Raw genomic sequence first — 20,056 nt, 5'->3', positions numbered from 1 at the left:
TGCTTATTGTTCTGCTTTTCGTTTAATTCGAAAGCCCATTCCCATAAAAAAACCTACTCCGATAAAAGAAAGAAGTCCGCCCATCCAGCTTTGTTCAGCTATAGATACCCCGATTGCGCACATGCTCGCAACCGCTAGAATGGCCATTAAGAGTAAAAGGAAATTATGTTTGTTCATGCGGAAAGCCCCCTTTATAATACTAGTGTACAATAACCAGGTTCAGGGTGAAAGAAGAGAAATTTCGCGTAACGCAATATATGTGTTATAATGGTCTAGTTATTGAGTTTATCGTCAGATATAAGACGAGAATACGAGGAGAGAATAATTAATGGCAATAAGAGAAGATATTCGTAACATCGCAATCATTGCCCACGTTGACCACGGTAAAACGACGCTGGTAGACCAAATGTTACATCAGTCCGGAACGTTCCGAGACAACGAGCAAGTAAGCGAACGTGCGATGGATTCGAATGACCTTGAAAGAGAACGCGGGATTACAATCCTTGCTAAAAATACGGCAATTAACTATGAAGACAAACGAATCAACATTATGGATACACCTGGACACGCTGACTTCGGTGGTGAAGTTGAACGTATCATGAAAATGGTAGATGGCGTTCTTCTAGTTGTGGACGCTTATGAAGGCTGTATGCCACAAACGCGTTTTGTACTAAAGAAAGCTCTAGAACAGAAGCTGACTCCAATTGTTGTTCTTAACAAAATTGATCGTCCAGCAGCACGTCCTGCAGAAGTTGTTGATGAAGTCATTGATCTATTCATTGATCTTGGAGCAGATGAAGATCAGCTTGACTTCCCTGTAGTCTATGCTTCTGCAATCAACGGTACGGCTAGCCTTGATCCTGAAGTACAGGATGACAATATGAAAGTTCTTATGAACACGATTATTGATAACATTCCTGCACCTCTTGATAACAGTGACGAACCACTTCAATTCCAGATTACACTTCTTGACTACAACGATTACCTTGGAAGAATTGGAATCGGTCGTGTATTTAGAGGAACAATGAAGGTTGGTCAACAGGTTGCATTGATGAAGGTTGATGGAACTGTGAAGCAATTCAGAGTTACTAAGCTCTTTGGTTTCATTGGATTGAAGCGTACTGAGATCGAAGAAGCCAAAGCTGGAGACCTTGTCGCGGTTTCTGGAATGGAAGAAATCAACGTAGGTGAAACAGTTTGTCCTTACGATCATCAGGAAGCACTTCCAATTCTTCGTATTGATGAGCCTACACTTCAGATGACGTTCCTTGTAAACAATAGTCCTTTTGCTGGTAAAGAAGGTAAATACATTACAAGTCGTAAAATTGAAGAGCGTCTTAGAGCACAGCTTGAAACTGACGTAAGTCTTCGCGTTGAAAATACAGATTCTCCAGATGCATGGGTTGTATCAGGACGTGGTGAGCTTCACCTTTCAATCCTGATTGAGAACATGCGTCGTGAAGGATTTGAGCTTCAAGTTTCAAAACCTGAAGTTATCGTTCGAGAAGTAAACGGCGTTGCAAGTGAGCCTGTTGAACGTGTTCAAATTGATGTACCTGAAGACTACACTGGTTCTGTTATGGAATCTCTTGGTGAGCGTAAGGGTGAAATGGTCAACATGGTAAACAACGGTTCTGGACAGGTTCGCCTTGAGTTTATGGTTCCTGCTCGTGGATTGATTGGGTACTCTACAGAATTCCTAACACAAACTCGTGGTTATGGTATTATTAACCATACGTTCGAAACTTACATGCCTCTTATCAGTGGTCGTGTTGGTGGACGTCGTGCTGGTGTTCTTGTTTCCATGGAAAAAGGAAAAGCATCAGAATACGGCATTATGGGCGTTGAAGATCGCGGTACAATCTTCGTAGCTCCGGGTACTGAAGTTTACGAAGGTATGATTGTTGGTGAGCACACTCGCGAAAATGACATTACTGTTAATATCGTTAAAGTGAAGCAAATGACTAACATGCGTTCTGCAAACAAAGACCAAACGGTTTCAATGAAGAAGCCACGCGTTCTAACGCTTGAAGAAGCACTAGAGTATTTGAACGATGATGAGTACTGCGAAGTAACGCCGGATTCTATCCGTCTTCGTAAGAAAATCCTTGATAAGAACGAACGTGAAAAGAACGCTAAAAAGAAAAAAACAGCCCAGTAAGGGTGTCTAAGGCGATTCAAAAGGGGCATCCTTTTGAATCGCCTTTTTATTAAAATGTAAACAGTAGTAAGGTACATACATCAAATAAGCTGTGAAAAAGTAGATATTAATCCGGGGGTGTCAAAGTGAATACTGAACCTGAAATAGCATCCAATAACCTTTCCTTCTTTGCGAAGTTAGTAGGAATAGAAGACAATATGACGCTAGGCTTTTATTTACTCTATGCAATTATCGTTGTACTTTGTATAGTCGTTTATCGTCTTGGTTTCGCTAAGAAACTACCAGTATTGAAAAACGCGATTGTCTACGCTGTACTTGTGATTGGCTGCTTCCCTTTAACCTTTTTTGGAATAGGTTTACCGGTAGCTGAAGGATTAGTTGCCTCTGCTGTCGTATTAATTATTTATAAGGTTAGATTACACCAGTCCAAGAATAAAGAAGCTTAACGTCAAATACCCGGAGGGAACGTTTGAATCTTCAGGATGCGATGTACAATTGGCTTAGTATTAAAGTAGTTGCAGATGAGAGGAAGACAGATCAAGCAGCACAGGATACGAGTAGCTTTTTCGAAGAGATCTTAACAGAAGATCATGGGGTAACTAATATTGCAATAGAAGTAACGCCTGATTATTATGTAGTGACATACCGACAGAATGACCAAGAGGAGTCTAAAAAATTTCCGATTGAACTGATTGATGCGCTGTTACTATCTATCCAAAATGAACCGAAATACAACCAATGAATGTAAAGAAAGACGTGCAGAGTGCACGTCTTTCTTAAAAACAAATTATTTTTCATTCATTGTGTACACGGCAAATAAGATCACTGCATAAATTGCATGTCCAAGAGTCCAATACCCGATTGCACTGAGATCCATCAAGTCCGGAGTTGGTTTAATAGCAAGGTAGGTTAATGGGAAATAAAGAAAGACAGTCGGTAATGTGAGCACATATGCAAAAACTGCTTGAGCTTTCTTTCTTCGTGGGAAGTATTGCTCGCAACCTATACTATAAACAACACCTATAATTAGTGAAATAATAAGATGGAATCCAAATTCAATGATTTCTGGCCAGTTAATGCTACCCATAATCGGTATAAAGTCGATATTGAGGAGAAGTGTGTACACTAGGTCACCTGTTAAAGCCTGAATTCCTTTTAAGACAAGGCCAAGTACAATGCCAGATATTGTTCCAGCTACAAGCCCAAGCCTTACCTTACCATTCATCGTTTGACTCATCACGATGATACAGCTTGAAATCACCTGTATCTTTGCGCTCTTTAGTTCGAGTTTCGATTCGTTCATTACAGGAATCACACATATAGGTGTGGATCGGTCTGTTGCGAAGCTTCTTTGCAAGCGGGCTACCACTATCAATATTTTCAATTTTATCACATAGGACACATTTTACTCGCATCGTAAACACCTCTCATTCCTTGTTGTTAGTATAGCATGAATAAATAGGGGATTTGCAGTGTAATGCGCCAGAAAGCATATTTAATCATGGAGGGATGATCATGCCAAATAAAGTGGATACATCACTTTCGAGTGAACTTTTAACTCTTTTGAAAAGGGAACAGTATGTTTTGCTTTCTACAATCGATCATGAAACAACAGGACCAAATGTAAGTGCAATTTCATGGTTATATGCGGTAAATGACCGTTCCATCGTTTTTGCGGTTGATAGTAAGTCAAGAATTGTTAAGAACATTAGTGCAAATGAAGAGATTACGATTACCTTAATCGGTAATGAGAGTACTTATTCAATTGGCGGTAAAGCAGTCCTTGTTGAAGAAAGGATGGAGGGTGTTCCTCTTAAGCTTACGAAGTTTATGCTTCAAATTAAAGAAGTAAGAGATGTGATGTTTTATGGTGCTAAAATGTCCGTAGAACCAGCATATGAGAAAACATACGATCCTGAAGCTGCAGCTAAACTTGATCGATCTGTCATGTCTGAACTTAAAAAATCAAATGCACTAACATAGAAAAAAACGGCCAATTTGGCCGTTTTTCTATTGTTCTAGATCTTGTTTCTCTTGCTGCTCTTTCAATTGTTTCTCATTTTTGCCAGGTAGTTGTTTATCATTCGAACGAACCGGCTCGGGTTCTGATTTATTCGATTTACTTGGAACCTCTGGCATAAGTCGTCCAACAATGTCAGCTAGTTCTTCCATCACACCCCCTACAGGATGGCCTCTTTTAATCTGAGTGGCTATTTCTTTAAGGCGATAGGTTGTATCAGCGTCTGCTGTAATGACGGCATTAGCACCGTAAGGATCTTTTTGTAGCGCTTCTGCAACTGTGTATTTAATTGTACTAACGCGGGAACGATCTAGTTTTTGATTCACATCGATGCCTACTACAGCATATTTACCTGTCACTACCGCAGTTGCATCATTTACATTAGGAACTTGTTTTGCAATTGTTACGAGGTGCTCAGCTATTTCGGTAGCAGAGCGGTTCTCATCTACCGGCGTCCGTACAGACTGCTTAACGTATTGCACTCGGTCTGTTTGTTCCTTTTTCTCAGCAACAGGTTCATCATTAGCTTGACAGGCTGAGAGAAGACATATGATACCGAGCACACTAAATCCAATTTTCTTCATATCGATTACCTCCATAATAGGTTTGTCGTCATCAAATTAATTCATTTTGCTAATTATTTTCTGAATAACCGTCTAACTTTATACACCTGCTCATAGATTATAAAAAACGTAGATAGTCCCAACTGTCATTCGTACTTGTGATAACAACTTAAATCTTGTCAGGAGGCGAAGTGTTGGATAAGGTTTACGTCCTAGACACTAACGTGTTACTACAGGATCCAAATGCAATTTATTCATTTGAAACCAATGAGATTGTCATTCCGGCTGTGGTTCTAGAAGAAGTGGATTCGAAGAAAAGATATATGGATGAAATAGGTAGAAACGCAAGGCAAGTGTCACGAATGATTGATGGGTTTCGTGAACGTGGTAAACTTCACGAATCGATTCCACTTGAAAATGGAGGCACACTCCGAATCGAGTTGAATCACCGATCTTTTCAATATTTACAAGACAAATTTGTGGAGAAAACAAATGATAATCGAATTCTAGCGGTTGCGTTGAATTTGTTCTTAGAAGAAGGGAAATTAAAGTCTGGTAGAACAGTGATTCTAGTTAGTAAGGATGCCCTTGTACGTGTAAAAGCGGATGCAATGGGGATTCAAGCCGAAGATTTCTTGAGTGATCGAGTTGTAGAATTCAACCAGATATACACAGGCTACGAAGAGCGCTACGTGGACGCTGAGTTATTAAAAAGCTTTTTTGAACATCATTTTATTGAACAAAAGCAATTGAAGGGCAGACCACTTTACCCAAATCAATATGTTATTTTAAAAGATCCCCTTCAAGCTTCTTCATCAGGAATTGGTAAAGTTGATATGAATGGAAAGCGTATCGAAAAAACGGCAATGGAAACAGAATACATGTGGGGAATCGGACCGAGGAATGTTCAGCAGCGAATGGCGCTTGATCTTCTTGTAAGGAAGGACATTCCGCTTGTTACGCTTGTAGGAAAAGCAGGAACGGGTAAAACGCTTCTTGCTATGGCGGCTGGATTAATGCAAACCGAAGATTTAAACCAATATAAAAAGTTGTTTATCGCAAGACCTATTGTACCTGTAGGAAAAGATATAGGCTTTCTACCAGGGGAGAAGGAAGAAAAACTTCGACCGTGGATGCAGCCCATTTTCGATAATCTAGAATACTTATTTAACGTGAAGAAGACTGGAGAACTTGAAAAGATTCTATCGGGAATCGGTTCCATTCAGGTAGAAGCTCTAACGTATATTAGAGGAAGAAGTTTACCGGATCAGTTTATTATAATTGACGAAGCGCAGAATTTAACAAAGCATGAAGTTAAAACGATTTTAACGAGGGTTGGTGAAGGAAGTAAAATTGTTCTTCTCGGTGATCCTCAACAAATCGATCATCCGTATCTTGATGAATATACGAACGGGCTGACGTATGTGGTCGAGAAATTTAAAGAACAGCCGCTAAGCGGACATGTTAAGCTTGAGAAAGGTGAACGCTCTCTGCTTGCCCGAATTGCGGCTGACCTTCTTTAAATAATTGTAATGCTTGAAATATGTTTATATGGATCTTGCGCATTGGATCCATCTCCATAATAAAAATGAACCGGTCCATCCTCTCTGAGCGGCTTTCCGTCCTTCGAAAAGCCAAGAAAGCCGTTCATTGCTTCTTCCATCGTTAGAATGTATTCATCACCATTCTCGCTAACTAGCTTGACGTTAAGCCCAGTTTCAATCGGATCAGCATTGGATAAGAAAGGTGCAAGTGGAATTACGAAGCTTCCGTTTAATACGCGTTCTTTCTCAAACCGTTTAATACTCTTATTAACAGGAGGTTTAATTCCTGTACGCTCTCTTTCCCATCTTTCAGCTTGAGCTTTGATGTAATCGTTCTCATTCTTCTCTAAAGAATCGTCGAATTTTAAGAATTCCTCTAGTTCAATTTTTCTATCGTCAAAAATCCACACGCTCGCGTCTAATGTAATGGAATAATTGACTTTCCCCTTAATGGGTATAATCGTTTCCATCTTGTACACCCCACAATCAAAATCTTTTGCAAAACAAGTATACCCGTTATGCTTGCATTTGTCACATTTGGGGAACAGTATGGTGAGAGTCAATTCGTTAGAGCGGGAGGATTCAAAATGAGATGTCGTACAGAAGAAGAATTAGTTAAACTAGTGAGACGGAATAAGGCTTATACGAAAGATGGTAAGGTAGCGGATTATATCCCAGCACTAGCAAAGGCAGATCCAGATAAATTAGCAATTGCAATATATTCAAAGGAAGAAGGCTGTTTGTCAGCAGGTGATGTAGGTGAAATGTTTACACTCCAGAGTATTTCAAAAGTGCTTACGCTTGCGCTTGCAATTATGGATGTTGGAGAAGAACAAGTCTTCTCAAGAGTAGGAATGGAGCCGACAGGAGATCCGTTTAATTCCATTGCGAAGCTTGAGACGATGGTTCCATCGAAACCATTAAACCCTATGATTAATGCTGGCGCACTCGTAGTCACTAACATGATACATGGAAGTTCAGTTCAAGAAAAAGTTGGACGAATTTTGCAACTTATCCACGATATGACGAATAATTCAAGCATTGGAATTAATAACGAAGTTGCTGATTCAGAATACGAGTCTGCAAACCTCAATCGAGCGTTAAGCTACTTTATGAAACAGCATGGTATCATTGACAATAATGTTGAAATGCTGCTTGAAGCCTATACGAAACAATGTGCCATTGAAGTGAATTGCAAAGACCTTGCAAGAATTGGAATGGTTCTTGCGAATGAAGGAAGAGATCCTGAGACGGAAAGACCGATTATACCAAGATACATTGCAAGGATTGTGAAAACGTTTATGGTCACGTGTGGAATGTATAATGCGTCAGGAGAATTTGCTATTAATGTAGCAATTCCTGCAAAAAGTGGCGTGTCTGGTGGTATTTTGAGCCTTGTACCTAATGAGATGGGGATAGGCGTATATAGCCCACCTCTTGATCAAAAAGGAAATAGTATAGCTGGAAATAAGCTTCTCGAGAATTTATCTGCACAATATGAATTAAGTATTTTCTAATTACACTTACCCTGCTTTTTCTTGCAATTTTTTTGCATTCCTTTTATGATAATAGAAGGAATGGGAAAGGGAACGGAGGGATCAGATTTGTCAACTGGTATGGCAACAGGACATCGTGAAAAAGCATACGAGCTGTTAAAGGCCGATGCGCATAAGATCCTAAAACTCATCGAAGTACAAATGGAGAATTTGACTATGCCTCAGTGTCCTCTGTATGAAGAGGTTCTTGATACACAAATGTTTGGTTTATCTCGCGAAATAGATTTCGCTGTTCGTCTTGGCCTTGTAAATGAAGAGGATGGGAAGGAACTGCTTGAGTCACTTGAACGGCAGCTTTCAGCTCTGCATGAAGCTAGTATAGGGAAATAACAGATGCTCAAACTATCCTGGATAGTTTGAGCTTTTTTTGTTGCCACTTACGAACCTATACATAAAATATGATAGAATACGAGTAGGTCTTAATAGAATTCAGAAGATTTTAGGAGTAGATATGAATGAATGATTTGCTCATGGTGATCCTTGTCATTTCTCCACTCAGTCTTTTACTTCATGAGACAGGTCATACGCTAGCTGCGAATTTCTTTACTACTGCTGGTGTAAAACTTCACCTGGGCGTTGGTCCAAGATTATTTACCTGGAAACATGCTCGAGGAGAAGTAGCAGTTAACGCCATTTATTTCGCCGGTGGAATGACGATCAGTCCACAACCCGAGAAGGCTTACAGCAAGGTTGTGATTGCACTAGCTGGTCCTTTCGTAAATCTTTTTGTAGCTGCCCTTTCGCCGTTTCTTCCACTCGATCCATCGATCATTACTTGGATTCTATTCTTTAATCTCTGGCTTGGTATAACAAACCTTATTCCGTTTAAATTCTTTGGAAAACAATCAGACGGCTGGACCGTAATGAAAGTTATCTTCCATAAATCCTAATTTAAACCGGACAGGCAGGTTTAACCCAAAAACCATCGAATCCTATACATACTTCGAAAAGCGGAAGTGGGCGTTTAGATACGGCAGGCACTGGAGCCTTTCAAAATGAACACGGTTTTTGTGTTCAGATTGAAAGGCGAAGTGACCGAGTATCTGCCCACTGCAACTGGACTTCGAAAAGTGGAAGTGGGCGTTTAAATACGGCAGGCACTGGAGCCTTTCAAAATGAACATGTTTTTTATGTTCAGGTTGAAAGGTGAAGTGACCGAGTATCTGCCCACTGCAACTGGACAATCGAAAAGCTGATGGTGGTGCAGTAATACAACAATGATGGAGTTAATCATGTGCTGGTACAAACTTCTCACGAGAAAATAAACAGGTAGGATGACGTTTATGATTAAAAAACTATTTAAGCATTATGATTATTCATTAATCATTAGTGTTTTACTCCTTTGCGGGTTTGGACTCGTAATGGTGTACAGTGCAAGTATGGTATGGGCAGTAATGAGACATGAAACGAACAGTGCTTTTTTCTTTAATAGGCAAATTATATGGCTTATCGTTTCCCTCGTTATGTTCTTAACTGCAATGCTTTTTCCTTATAAAGCATACCGGAAATTTATTGTACCAATTCTCGGTGTTTCAATATTTTTATTAATTCTTGTAAGGTTTGTGGGATCAACCACAAATAATGCTCGAAGCTGGATCGAGCTTGGCCCGTTTAGTTTTCAACCTTCTGAATTCGTTAAGCTTGGTTTAATTATCTATTTGGCAGCAATCTACTCTAAGAAGCAGGCTTATATTTCTAACTTTGTAAGGGGGGCACTTCCTCCCTTAATGGTTATCGGATTGATTTTCGCATTAGTAGCATCTCAACCTGATCTTGGTACAGCTATGATTATTGCGTTAACGTCTGGAATTGTAATTATTTGTTCAGGTATGAAATGGAAGCATATTTTTGGACTTGTTATTATTGGTGCGATTTTATTTGCAGGTGCATGGATGTCGCTTTCTCCTGAGCAGGCGTCAAGATTTACGGGTGCCTATAATCCATTCTCAGACCCAGAAGATAGTGGTTTTCACTTGATTAACTCTTATATTGCGATAGCATCGGGAGGAATTACTGGCCAGGGATTTGGTCAGAGCATTCAGAAATACGGTTTTCTTCCTGAACCACATACGGATTTCATTATGGCGATTATTGCAGAAGAACTAGGATTGCTTGGCGTTGTCTTTGTAATAGGCGTGCTCGGTTATATTGTTTTTAAAGGCTTTGTTATCGGGATTAGGTGCAAAGATACGTTTGGAAGCCTTCTTGCCATTGGTATCTCAGGTATGATCGGTGTTCAGACAGTTGTTAACCTTGGTGCTATTACAGGCTGGCTTCCCGTTACAGGTGTGCCGCTTCCCTTCATAAGTTACGGAGGGTCTTCATTAATCTTGCTTATGATGTCTGTTGGTATTCTAATAAATATTTCGGCTTTTGTGAACATAAGAAAAGAACAGAAAACAAGCTACATTAAGAAGGATCATGCAGTTCAAATGGAACTCTGACTTAATTCAAGGAGGAATTTACATGACAGCTATTTCTAAAATACTTGTTGCCAATAGAGGCGAAATTGCTATTCGTATCTTTCGTGCATGTACCGAATTAAATATTCGTACTGTAGCGATCTATTCTAAAGAAGACAGTGGATCTTATCACCGATATAAAGCTGATGAAGCCTATCTTGTAGGAGAAGGTAAAAAGCCGATTGATGCTTATCTCGATATCGAAGGCATAATCGAAATAGCCAAAGCCAATCATATCGATGCCATTCACCCTGGATACGGTTTCCTTTCTGAGAATCTCCAATTTGCTAAACGATGTCACGAAGAAGGCATTATCTTTATTGGACCTGAACTTGAACACCTTCGTATGTTTGGTGATAAAGTGGAAGCTCGTAAACAAGCCATTTTGGCAGGATTACCCGTTATACCTGGTACAGATGGTCCAGTAGATGGACTTGATGAGGTAAGGGATTTTGCGAATGAAAATGGATATCCTCTAATGATTAAAGCGGCTCTTGGCGGCGGCGGAAGAGGAATGAGAATTGTTAGAAGCGAAGAAGCTCTTGCAGATGCATATGACCGAGCAAAATCTGAGGCTAAAGCTGCTTTCGGACGAGATGAAATATACGTTGAGAAATTTGTAGAGAATCCTAAACATATTGAGGTACAAATCCTTGGCGATAAACACGGGAATACCTTGCACTTATATGAAAGAGATTGCTCCGTCCAACGTCGACATCAAAAAGTAGTGGAAGTTGCGCCGAGCGTATCTCTTAGTGAACAGGCTCGTAAAGACATTTGTGAAGCTGCTGTTCAGTTAATGGAAAATGTTCAGTATGTAAATGCGGGGACTGTTGAGTTCCTTGTGAATCAGGCTGGGGAATTTTACTTTATTGAAGTTAATCCACGAGTGCAGGTAGAGCACACAATTACAGAAATGATTACTGGTATTGATATTGTGCAATCTCAAATTATGATTGCTGAAGGTGAACATCTGCATGGAGAGCGACTTGGTATTCCAGCACAGGAAAAAATTGACTGTCATGGTGTTGCTATACAGTGTCGAGTGACAACAGAAGATCCAGAGAACAATTTCATGCCTGATACTGGTAAACTTATGGCATATCGATCAGGCGGTGGGTTTGGAGTGCGTCTTGATGCTGGAAATGCTTATCAAGGTGCGGTAATTACTTCACACTATGATTCACTGTTAGTTAAGCTTTCAACGTGGGCGCTTAGCTTTGATCATGCTTCTTCCAAAATGGTGAGGAACCTAAAAGAGTTTAGAATTAGAGGAATTAAGACGAATATTGCATTCCTTGAAAACGTGATGAAGCATGAGAATTTCCGTTCAGGTGTTTACGATACTTCCTTTATTGACTCTTCACCAGAACTTTTTGTATTTCCAAAGCGAAAAGACCGTGGAACGAAGATGCTTTCTTATATCGGAAACATCACAGTCAATGGATTTCCAGGCCTTGACCGGAAGAAAAAGCCTGCATTTTCAAAAAGAAGAATTCCACACCTAAAGTATAGTGAAGAAATTCCTAAAGGTACGAAACAAATTCTTGATGAACAAGGCGCTGAAGGACTTGTTAACTGGGTAAAGGATCAGAAGAAGACGTTGCTAACAGATACAACATTCCGTGATGGACATCAATCGCTTCTTGCAACGAGAGTTCGTACAACTGATTTAATTCACATTGCAGAGCCAACATCTCGCATGCTGCCAGAACTGTTTTCGATGGAAATGTGGGGCGGAGCTACGTTCGATGTTTCATTGCGGTACTTGAAGGAAGACCCGTGGGATCGATTAATTAAACTGAGAAAGAAAGTTCCTAATGTGATGTTCCAAATGCTACTAAGATCATCAAACGCTGTTGGCTATAAAAATTATCCAGATAACTTGATTCGAGAATTTGTAGAAAAATCAGCTGATGCAGGAATTGACGTTTTCCGCATTTTCGACAGTCTAAACTGGGTTGAAGGTATGACCAAAGCCATTGAAGCCGTTCGTGAAACAGGAAAAGTAGCAGAAGCTTCAATCTGTTATACAGGTGATATTTCCGACTCATCCAAAACGAAATATGATCTAGCTTACTATCAAAGACTTGCAAAAGAGCTTGAACTTGCTGGTGCACATATTCTCGGTATTAAAGATATGGCAGGATTGTTGAAGCCACAGGCTGCATTTGAACTGATTTCTACCCTAAAAGAGACAGTAGACATTCCCATTCACCTTCATACGCATGATACAAGTGGTAACGGCATCTATACATATGCGAAAGCCATAGAAGCAGGCGTTGATATCGTAGATGTAGCGGTAAGCTCAATGGCTGGATTAACTTCTCAGCCAAGTGCCAATTCACTTTACTATGCGTTAGATGGATCTGAAAGACAACCAGACATTAACATCAAGGCTCTTGAAGAGCTTTCTCACTACTGGGAAGATACTCGTAAATATTACAGTGGATTTGAAAGTGGGATGACAGCTCCTCATACAGAGGTTTATGAACATGAAATGCCTGGTGGTCAATATAGTAACCTTCAACAACAAGCAAAAGGCGTCGGTCTTGGTGAGCGTTGGGATGAAGTAAAACGCATGTACCGCCGAGTAAACGAGATGTTCGGCGATCTTGTGAAAGTAACTCCTTCTTCTAAGGTTGTAGGGGATATGGCTCTTTATATGGTGCAAAACAACTTAACAGAAGATGATGTGTATGAACGAGGCGAGACACTCGATTTCCCTGATTCTGTTGTTGAACTGTTTCAAGGATACCTTGGACAACCTTATGAAGGTTTCCCAAAAGAACTGCAGCAAATTATTCTCAAAGGCAGAGAACCGATCACAACAAGACCAGGAGAGCTTTTGGAGCCTGTTAATTTCACTGACTTGAAAGAGACGCTTTATCATAAATTAAATCGTCAGGTTACGAGTCATGATCTTATTTCATATGCGCTCTATCCAAAAGTTTACCTAGAGTATGAAGACGTAAGAGACATGTTCGGAGACGTTTCAGTTCTTGATACACCGACGTTCTTGTATGGAATGCGTCTTGGTGAAGAAGTGGAAGTAGAGATTGAACAAGGTAAAACACTAATTGTTAAACTTGTATCTATTGGTGAACCGAATCTTGAAGGTAAGCGTACACTTTATTTTGAATTGAATGGTCAGCCTCGCGAAGTTGTGATTAAAGATGAAAATATTAAAACTGCGGTTGCCGCTAAGCCAAAAGCAGATCGAACGAATGCTAATCACATTGGAGCAACTATGCCAGGGACAGTCATCAAAGTTCTTGTTGAAAGGGGCGAGAGAGTTAACAAAGGTGATCATTTAATGATTACAGAAGCAATGAAAATGGAAACAACTGTTCAAGCACCTCGAAGTGGTGTTATTGAACATATACATGTTTCTAATGGAGAAGGTATTGAAACAGGAGATTTATTACTCGAATTAAATGAATAGAAAAAAAGCTGCGCAGCTGCGCAGCTTTTTCTATTGTCTTCTACTTCGAAGAGAGAGCATAACGAGATACAGCAATACTGTAAATAATCCTGAGATAAAAAGGCCATGGAAGAGAGCAAGGAAAAGATTAAGGTTTGATACAACTACGAGAATTCCGCTAAGGGCCTGTAGGCAGACAAATGTAAATGCAATAGTGATTCCACGTCGCATCGTAACTTCGTTTTTAAGCTCCTTCATTCCGATAATTAAGATATAAAGCAACCATACGAAGATAAGAACAGCAGCTGCTCGATGGAGCATTTGAATACCTTGTTGACCAGTAAAAGCGAATAGTTGTCCGTCCGTACAAAATGGCACATTGTCGCATGCCATGCTAGCACCTGTATGTCTCACAAGGGCACCGGTATAAACAACGATGTAAGAGTAAATGGTGACTCCGTAAAGATTGAAACGAATGCGTTTCGGAACATTAGGCTTTTTCTGAGCACCAGATGCCTCGAATACAAGAATCGTTAAAAGCACAACACTTGCAAAACTTGCTAGAGAGAATCCGAAATGAGAAGCAAGAATTATATCAGATTGTCCCCATACAACCGCTGCAGCTCCTAACAGACCCTGAAATACAATTAAGAATACTGAGACAATTGCTAGGAATTTAGTCTCACGAATATGTCCAATTCTTCTCCAAGTCCAAATCGCGAGGATGATAACCAATAAACCGAGGGAAGCTGATACAACGCGATGACTTAGCTCAATAATCGTTTCAATCTCTGGAGCTTCAGGTAATACTTTTCCATAACAAAGCGGCCAAGAATTCCCGCAGCCATCACCAGATCCCGTCTTTGTAACAACAGCTCCCATCAATAGAACTAGAAGCATACCAAGGGAAGTAATTATCCCGAACAATTTCAACAATTTATTCACAAATAACACCTTCTTATCATATTGTCGCTGATTCATAGTACAATGAATGTGTGATGAAGCAGACGATATTTACATCTTTCTACAAAAGAAAACACGAATCCTCACATTTAAACAACGTATACAAAACAATTAGATTCGTTTATAATGGATAAGGATTGCGGATACTGCTTCCTTTCACAAAACCAACATTATCTTACCATAGCTGTAACACATATTTAATAGAAAGATGTGAAGATTGAATTACATTTTCTAGACAGCTAGTAAGAAACCTGGAGGGGTAATCGTGATAACTAATAATAAACAGGGCTTATACAGTCTTCTTATAAGATTGTCTAACATGAACAGCGGACAGACTGAACTTCTTCAGTCAAATGAAAAAGGAGGTGTATAGATTGAGTAAAACTAGAACGGCTTACGAAGCCTCAAATCGAGTAATGGAGCCAGGCCCACTTTCAGAAGCTAATCCGACAGGTACCTGGAAAGATTTCCTTACACTAACAAAGCTTGGTATTGTCTTTGACAATTTAATTACGGCATTCACAGGTTTGTGGGTTGCTTCCGTAGCTGCAGGGTTTGATCTATTCGCTAATCCGATGGTGCTCATTTTAACGATGTTGGGGACAGCGTTTGTTGTTGCCGGGGGAACATCTTTAAATAATTACATTGACCGTGACATTGATCAGGTTATGGCAAGAACTAACACAAGGCCTTCTGTAACAGGTAAGATTCCTGCAAACCAGGTGCTCTTTGTAGGTCTTGGTTTATCTATAGCCGGTACCGTTATGCTCTTAATAGTTGAACCTATGGCAGCACTATTGGGTCTTCTAGGTCTTGTCATTTACGTTGTGCTTTACACAATGTGGACAAAGCGTACAACTTCATTGAACACGGTTGTTGGATCATTTTCAGGCGCACTACCACCATTAATTGGTTGGGCTGCCATTGATCCTAATTTAAGTCCAGTAGCATGGGGAATGTTTCTAATCATGTTTATCTGGCAACCTCCACATTTCCTTGCACTTGCAATGAAACGAGTGGATGATTACCGAGATGCGGGAATTCCAATGCTTCCTGTTGTGGCTGGATTTCCGATGACGAAGCGTCAAATTGTACTTTATACTGCAGCGCTTGTACCAGTTTCACTACTGTTGTACAGCTTCGGTCCAGTTTATATTACAGTAGCTGCAATCCTAGGATTTGGATGGCTCGCAATTGGAATAGCTGGTTTCTTCATGAAGGATGATATTAAGTGGGCACGAATTATGTTTGTGTACTCACTGAACTATATTACAATTCTGTTTATTGTTATGATTGCAGTAAATATTAATCCTTAAGAACAATGTACTAAGTATGGTCAGTCAATGCGGGTATAAGCTCGCATTGACTTCCTATAACTCAATATGAGTAAAAGCTACTAAGAAAGTGAGGTTTAAGGTGCAAATGAAACGTTGGAGAAATGCTTGGCGTTTTTTACCACTGTTATCGGTAATTGCGTTAACACTTACGGGTTGCGGTAACGAACAGCTAACGACTTTGCTCCCTAAAGGGGAAGGGTCTGAGATGCAATTTAATCTCATGATGTTAAGCCTTTACATCATGATTGGAGTTTTCGTTGTAGTAGCACTTATTTATACGATTGTGCTTATTCGCTTCAGACGACGAGGTGAAAGCGACAATGAAATTCCAGAACAAACGGAAGGAAATGTAGTGCTTGAGATTCTATGGACAGTAGTCCCTATTATTCTTCTTTTAATCCTTGCCGTTCCGACAGTAATGGCGACGTTTGCATTAGACGAAGGAACTGAAAAAGTACCTGAAGGTGCAACCGTAGTCAAAGTAACAGCACACCAATACTGGTGGGAGTTTGAATATCCAGATCTAGGCGTCAAAACGTCTCAAGATTTGTATATTCCAACAGGGGAAAGAGTTTATTTCGAACTCACTTCCAAAGACGTACTTCATTCTTTTTGGGTTCCGACTCTAGGCGGAAAGATGGATACGAATACAGCTACAGTTAATAAAATGTGGCTAAATGCTCAAGAACCAGGTACATATTATGGTAAATGTGCTGAGCTTTGTGGACCTTCCCATGCGTTGATGGACTTTAAAGTAATTGCTCAAGAGAAGGAAGAATTCGACGCCTGGGCAAAAAGCATGAAGGAAGCAGGTTCCAAAGCAGCTACCGATCAAGCAGCACAGGGTGAAGAAATTTTTGCGAACAGCTGTATCGGCTGTCACGCCGTTGGTGCTGATGGTGGAAATACAGGTCCAAACTTAACAAACTTTGGTGACCGAGAGAAAGTGGCGGGCATTCTTGATCACACAGATGAGAACATCAAAGCTTGGATCAGTAACCCATCTGATTATAAACCTGGTAACAACATGCCAGCGTTCCAAGACCAATTAAACGATGAGGAGCTTAATGCTCTTGTTGCTTATCTGAATGGTCTAAAGGTTGAAGAATAGTCATCGGAAATAAGGAGGTTTAATTCGTGTCAGCACATGCTTATAAAAAGAAAAATCCTATTTGGGATTGGCTTACAACCGTTGACCACAAGAAGATCGGGATTCTTTATCTCGCTTCCGGTGCTTTCTTCTTTCTAATTGGCGGTTTGGAAGCAATCTTACTACGGGTGCAATTGCTTTACCCAGAATTTAATTTTGTTGGCGCTGAAACATTTAATCAGTTGCTTACTATGCACGGAACGACTATGATCTTCCTCGCAGCCATGCCACTCATATTTGGGTTCATGAATGCGATTATACCACTCCAAATCGGAGCTCGAGACGTAGCATTTCCATTCTTAAACTCCCTCGGCTTCTGGCTATTTTCTGCAGGTGGTATTCTATTGAACCTTGGTTGGTTTATGGGAGGAGCTGCAGATGCAGGGTGGACTGGATATGCACCACTCTCGACAACAAGTCCTGGAAATGGCGTTGATTTCTACGTACTAGGACTTCAGGTATCCGGTATTGGTACATTAATTGGGGGAATTAACTTCCTCGTAACGATTATTAACATGCGTGCACCAGGCATGACATTCATGCGTATGCCGCTATTTACTTGGTCTAGTTTTATAACATCTGGTCTTATTCTTTTTGCATTCCCTGCACTTACAATTGGTCTTGCACTTCTTATGTTTGACCGTTTGTTCGGAACTCAGTTCTTTGCGGCTGAAGCGGGTGGTAATCCGATTATTTATGAACATCTCTTCTGGATCTTTGGGCACCCAGAAGTTTACATTCTTGTGCTTCCAGCATTCGGAATGTTCTCTGAAATCATTGCGACATTCGCTCGTAAGCGTCTGTTCGGTTATTCAGCAATGGTATTCGCTACGGCACTTATTGGTTTCTTAGGATTCATGGTTTGGGTTCACCACATGTTTACTGTTGGACTTGGACCAATTGCAAACTCAATCTTCGCAGTTGCAACAATGTTAATCGCTGTACCTACAGGTGTTAAGATCTTTAACTGGCTCTTTACAATGTGGGGAGGAAAAGTAAGTTTCCCAACAGCAAACCTGTTTGCGGTTGGATTTATTCCATCGTTTGTACTCGGTGGTATGACAGGCGTTATGCTTAGTGTTCCGCCTGCTGACTATCAGTATCATGACAGCTACTTTGTTGTTGCCCATTTCCACTACGTTATCGTTGGTGGTGTAGTATTTGGTCTATTTGCTGGTATGTACTACTGGTGGCCAAAGATCTTTGGAACAATGTTAAACGAAGTTCTAGGAAAGCTTCATTTCTGGCTCTTCTTTATTGGATTCCACTTAACATTCTTCCCGATGCACTTCCTAGGTTTAATGGGAATGCCTCGTCGTGTATATACTTATCTATCTGGACAGAGTCTTGATGAGGCAAACTTTGCCGCGACGATCGGAGCATTCTTAATGGGACTTGCTACTATTATCATGGTTTGGAATATTATCCAAACTGCTGTGAAAGGTAAAAAAGCTGGTAATGACCCATGGGATGGTAGAACGCTTGAGTGGGCGATTTCTTCTCCAGCACCAGAATACAACTTTGCACAAACACCACTTGTACGTGGACTTGATGCATGGTGGCTTGAAAAACGGGCAAGCAATAAAGCAATGGTTCCTGCTGAACCACTTGATGATATTCATATGCCTGATGCGTCTATTCTTCCATTCTTATTGTCACTTGGCTTTTTCATCGCGTCGTTAGCAGCAATATTTGCTAACTGGACAATCGCAATTGGAGGCCTTGGGGTTGTCGCATTAGCGATGATTCTACGTTCTGTTATTGATTATCATGGATATCATATCCATAAAGAAGACCTGCCTGATGAAGGGGGGGAAGACAAATGAAACCTGAAGCAATGAACAAATTACCTGCCAATCCAGAACGGGCTACTTTAGATGGAAAAAACAAATTCCTTGGTTTCTGGTTCTTCCTTGGAGGCGAAACCGTGCTTTTCGCCTCGCTTTTTGGGGTATACTTAGGACTAAGGAATGCAACAAATGGTGGAGTGACTGCAAATGAATTGTTTGAACTTCCACTCGTATTTATTGCAACAATGCTCCTTTTAACAAGTAGTTTAACGTCTGTATTTGCAACGATGGCACTTAAAACAAATCAGTTTAAGCGAATGATTGGATGGTTTGTTGTCACAGGACTTCTCGGACTTGCGTTCCTTGGTCTTGAAATTTACGAATTCACTCATTATGTACATGAATATGAACATACCATTCGTAGTAGTGCATGGGGTTCTGCGTTCTACACGCTAGTAGGAACTCACGGTGCCCACGTATTCGTAGGGATTTCCTGGATTACACTTCTTATTATTCGTAATTTAAAACGTGGGATGGATCTCTACACAGCACCTAAATTCTACCTGTTTGCCCTTTACTGGCACTTTATCGATGTTGTATGGATCTTTATCTTTACTGTTGTTTATTTAATGGGAAAGGTGGGTTAATTAAATGGCACATCATGAAGGCACAGAAACATTATCTGAGCACGATCAGAGTCACCTTGACATTCATCACAAGATCGCACATGAGAAGGAATTCAAACAGCAAATTGTATCCTTTGCCATGATGATTTTCCTAACTATGATTGCTTTCGTTGCAGTGGCGAGTGACGCCATATCCGATGCATTCACAGTTGTTTTCATTATGATCCTAGCAGGGATTCAACTGGTTTTCCAACTTTATATGTTCATGCATTTAAGCCACAAAGGTCATCAATATCCTGCATGGGGGATCTTTTTTGGAGTCTTCGTTGCAGCGACTGCGGTAATCGCATTAATGGGAATGATTTGGTAATAATGTGCAAAGAAAAGAAGCTGCTCATATTGAGCAGCTTTTTTTTGTATATGAGAATAAAAGGCTCTGTTCTCAAAGATTGTTGCTTTT

General features: G+C 40.4%; 21 protein-coding genes. 15 read left to right on the top strand and 6 right to left on the bottom strand.

Annotation, left to right across the window (positions count from 1 at the left end; all coding sequences use genetic code 11):
- Positions 1-3 precede the first annotated feature (3 nt).
- Positions 4-177, bottom strand: coding sequence for a DUF5325 family protein (locus FBF83_RS20665; RefSeq protein ID WP_169525150.1), 174 nt, complete (start codon positions 175-177; stop codon positions 4-6).
- 151 nt (positions 178-328) lie between these two features.
- Between FBF83_RS20665 and typA the strand changes: the two genes are divergently transcribed.
- From typA to FBF83_RS03080, 3 genes are all read left to right on the top strand, one after another.
- The gene (typA, locus tag FBF83_RS03090; protein WP_136945657.1) at positions 329-2,161 is read left to right on the top strand and encodes a translational GTPase TypA; all 1,833 of its coding nucleotides are present in this window, start codon (positions 329-331) and stop codon (positions 2,159-2,161) included.
- A gap of 197 nt (positions 2,162-2,358) precedes the next feature.
- Positions 2,359-2,607, top strand: coding sequence for a YlaH-like family protein (locus FBF83_RS03085; RefSeq protein WP_136946468.1), 249 nt, complete (start codon positions 2,359-2,361; stop codon positions 2,605-2,607).
- Between the two features lie 23 nt (positions 2,608-2,630).
- Entirely contained in the window at positions 2,631-2,903 is a 273-nt protein-coding gene (locus FBF83_RS03080; protein WP_136945656.1) for a hypothetical protein, read from the top strand.
- Between the two features lie 45 nt (positions 2,904-2,948).
- Here the strand turns inward: FBF83_RS03080 and FBF83_RS03075 are convergent, their stop codons facing one another.
- On the bottom strand, positions 2,949-3,386 hold the full coding sequence (locus tag FBF83_RS03075; protein ID WP_136945655.1) for a hypothetical protein: 438 nt from the start codon (positions 3,384-3,386) through the stop codon (positions 2,949-2,951).
- On the bottom strand, positions 3,376-3,576 hold the full coding sequence (locus FBF83_RS03070; protein WP_136945654.1) for a YlaI family protein: 201 nt from the start codon (positions 3,574-3,576) through the stop codon (positions 3,376-3,378). Before FBF83_RS03070 ends, FBF83_RS03075 begins: the two co-directional genes overlap by 11 nt.
- 100 nt (positions 3,577-3,676) lie before the next feature.
- Between FBF83_RS03070 and FBF83_RS03065 the strand changes: the two genes are divergently transcribed.
- Positions 3,677-4,144 carry a pyridoxamine 5'-phosphate oxidase family protein gene (locus FBF83_RS03065; protein ID WP_136945653.1) on the top strand — a complete coding sequence of 156 codons (468 nt, stop codon included), beginning with the start codon at positions 3,677-3,679 and terminating at the stop codon, positions 4,142-4,144.
- A 27-nt stretch (positions 4,145-4,171) separates the two neighbouring features.
- Here FBF83_RS03065 and FBF83_RS03060 read toward each other — a convergent pair whose 3' ends face one another.
- Positions 4,172-4,765 (bottom strand): YhcN/YlaJ family sporulation lipoprotein, encoded by a 594-nt coding sequence (locus FBF83_RS03060; RefSeq protein WP_169525149.1) that lies wholly within the window; start codon positions 4,763-4,765, stop codon positions 4,172-4,174.
- A 173-nt stretch (positions 4,766-4,938) separates the two neighbouring features.
- Here FBF83_RS03060 and FBF83_RS03055 point away from each other — a divergent pair, with 173 nt between their 5' ends.
- Entirely contained in the window at positions 4,939-6,267 is a 1,329-nt protein-coding gene (locus FBF83_RS03055) for a PhoH family protein (protein WP_136945652.1), read from the top strand.
- Here FBF83_RS03055 and FBF83_RS03050 read toward each other — a convergent pair.
- Positions 6,264-6,758, bottom strand: coding sequence for a peptidyl-prolyl cis-trans isomerase (locus tag FBF83_RS03050; protein WP_136945651.1), 495 nt, complete (start codon positions 6,756-6,758; stop codon positions 6,264-6,266). The genes FBF83_RS03055 and FBF83_RS03050 overlap by 4 nt on opposite strands.
- Before the next feature lie 117 nt (positions 6,759-6,875).
- Here FBF83_RS03050 and glsA point away from each other — a divergent pair, with 117 nt between their 5' ends.
- The 5 genes from glsA to pyc all read left to right on the top strand — a co-directional run bounded on the left by glsA (position 6,876) and on the right by pyc (position 13,751).
- Positions 6,876-7,805, top strand: coding sequence for a glutaminase A (gene glsA / locus FBF83_RS03045; protein WP_136945650.1), 930 nt, complete (start codon positions 6,876-6,878; stop codon positions 7,803-7,805).
- Between the two features lie 99 nt (positions 7,806-7,904).
- Positions 7,905-8,174, top strand: coding sequence for a YlaN family protein (locus FBF83_RS03040; protein ID WP_369810606.1), 270 nt, complete (start codon positions 7,905-7,907; stop codon positions 8,172-8,174).
- A gap of 125 nt (positions 8,175-8,299) precedes the next feature.
- Entirely contained in the window at positions 8,300-8,734 is a 435-nt protein-coding gene (locus tag FBF83_RS03035; RefSeq protein WP_136945648.1) for a site-2 protease family protein, read from the top strand.
- Between the two features lie 393 nt (positions 8,735-9,127).
- A complete protein-coding gene (gene ftsW, locus FBF83_RS03030; RefSeq protein ID WP_136945647.1) occupies positions 9,128-10,288 on the top strand; it encodes a putative lipid II flippase FtsW in 1,161 nt (386 codons plus the stop codon).
- Positions 10,289-10,310: 22 nt separating this feature from the next.
- Positions 10,311-13,751, top strand: a complete 3,441-nt coding sequence (gene pyc, locus FBF83_RS03025; protein ID WP_136945646.1) for a pyruvate carboxylase — start codon at positions 10,311-10,313, stop codon at positions 13,749-13,751.
- A 30-nt stretch (positions 13,752-13,781) separates the two neighbouring features.
- Here the strand turns inward: pyc and FBF83_RS03020 are convergent, their stop codons facing one another.
- Complete coding sequence (locus FBF83_RS03020) at positions 13,782-14,675, bottom strand: heme A synthase (RefSeq protein WP_338109113.1); 894 nt, start codon at positions 14,673-14,675, stop codon at positions 13,782-13,784.
- 392 nt (positions 14,676-15,067) lie between these two features.
- On the opposite strand from FBF83_RS03020, the gene cyoE reads away from it, so the two are divergent.
- The 5 genes from cyoE (at position 15,068) to FBF83_RS02995 (ending at position 19,966) form a co-directional block, all read left to right on the top strand.
- Positions 15,068-16,009, top strand: a complete 942-nt coding sequence (cyoE, locus tag FBF83_RS03015; RefSeq protein WP_136945644.1) for a heme o synthase — start codon at positions 15,068-15,070, stop codon at positions 16,007-16,009.
- A 106-nt stretch (positions 16,010-16,115) separates the two neighbouring features.
- Positions 16,116-17,141, top strand: coding sequence for a cytochrome c oxidase subunit II (gene coxB / locus FBF83_RS03010; RefSeq protein WP_136946466.1), 1,026 nt, complete (start codon positions 16,116-16,118; stop codon positions 17,139-17,141).
- A gap of 26 nt (positions 17,142-17,167) precedes the next feature.
- Positions 17,168-19,006, top strand: coding sequence for a cytochrome c oxidase subunit I (gene ctaD, locus FBF83_RS03005; RefSeq protein WP_240687956.1), 1,839 nt, complete (start codon positions 17,168-17,170; stop codon positions 19,004-19,006).
- Positions 19,003-19,617, top strand: coding sequence for a cytochrome c oxidase subunit 3 (locus FBF83_RS03000; RefSeq protein ID WP_136945643.1), 615 nt, complete (start codon positions 19,003-19,005; stop codon positions 19,615-19,617). The genes ctaD and FBF83_RS03000 overlap by 4 nt, the downstream gene beginning before the upstream one ends.
- Positions 19,618-19,621: 4 nt before the next feature.
- Entirely contained in the window at positions 19,622-19,966 is a 345-nt protein-coding gene (locus FBF83_RS02995; protein ID WP_136945642.1) for a cytochrome C oxidase subunit IV family protein, read from the top strand.
- Positions 19,967-20,056 lie beyond the last annotated feature (90 nt).

Source organism: Guptibacillus hwajinpoensis (assembly GCF_005144865.1).
Classification (GTDB): Bacteria; Bacillota; Bacilli; order Bacillales; family Guptibacillaceae; genus Guptibacillus; species Guptibacillus hwajinpoensis_A.
The sequence above is the reverse complement of the archived record's forward strand: the minus strand, read 5'-3'. Positions and strand labels throughout refer to the sequence as shown.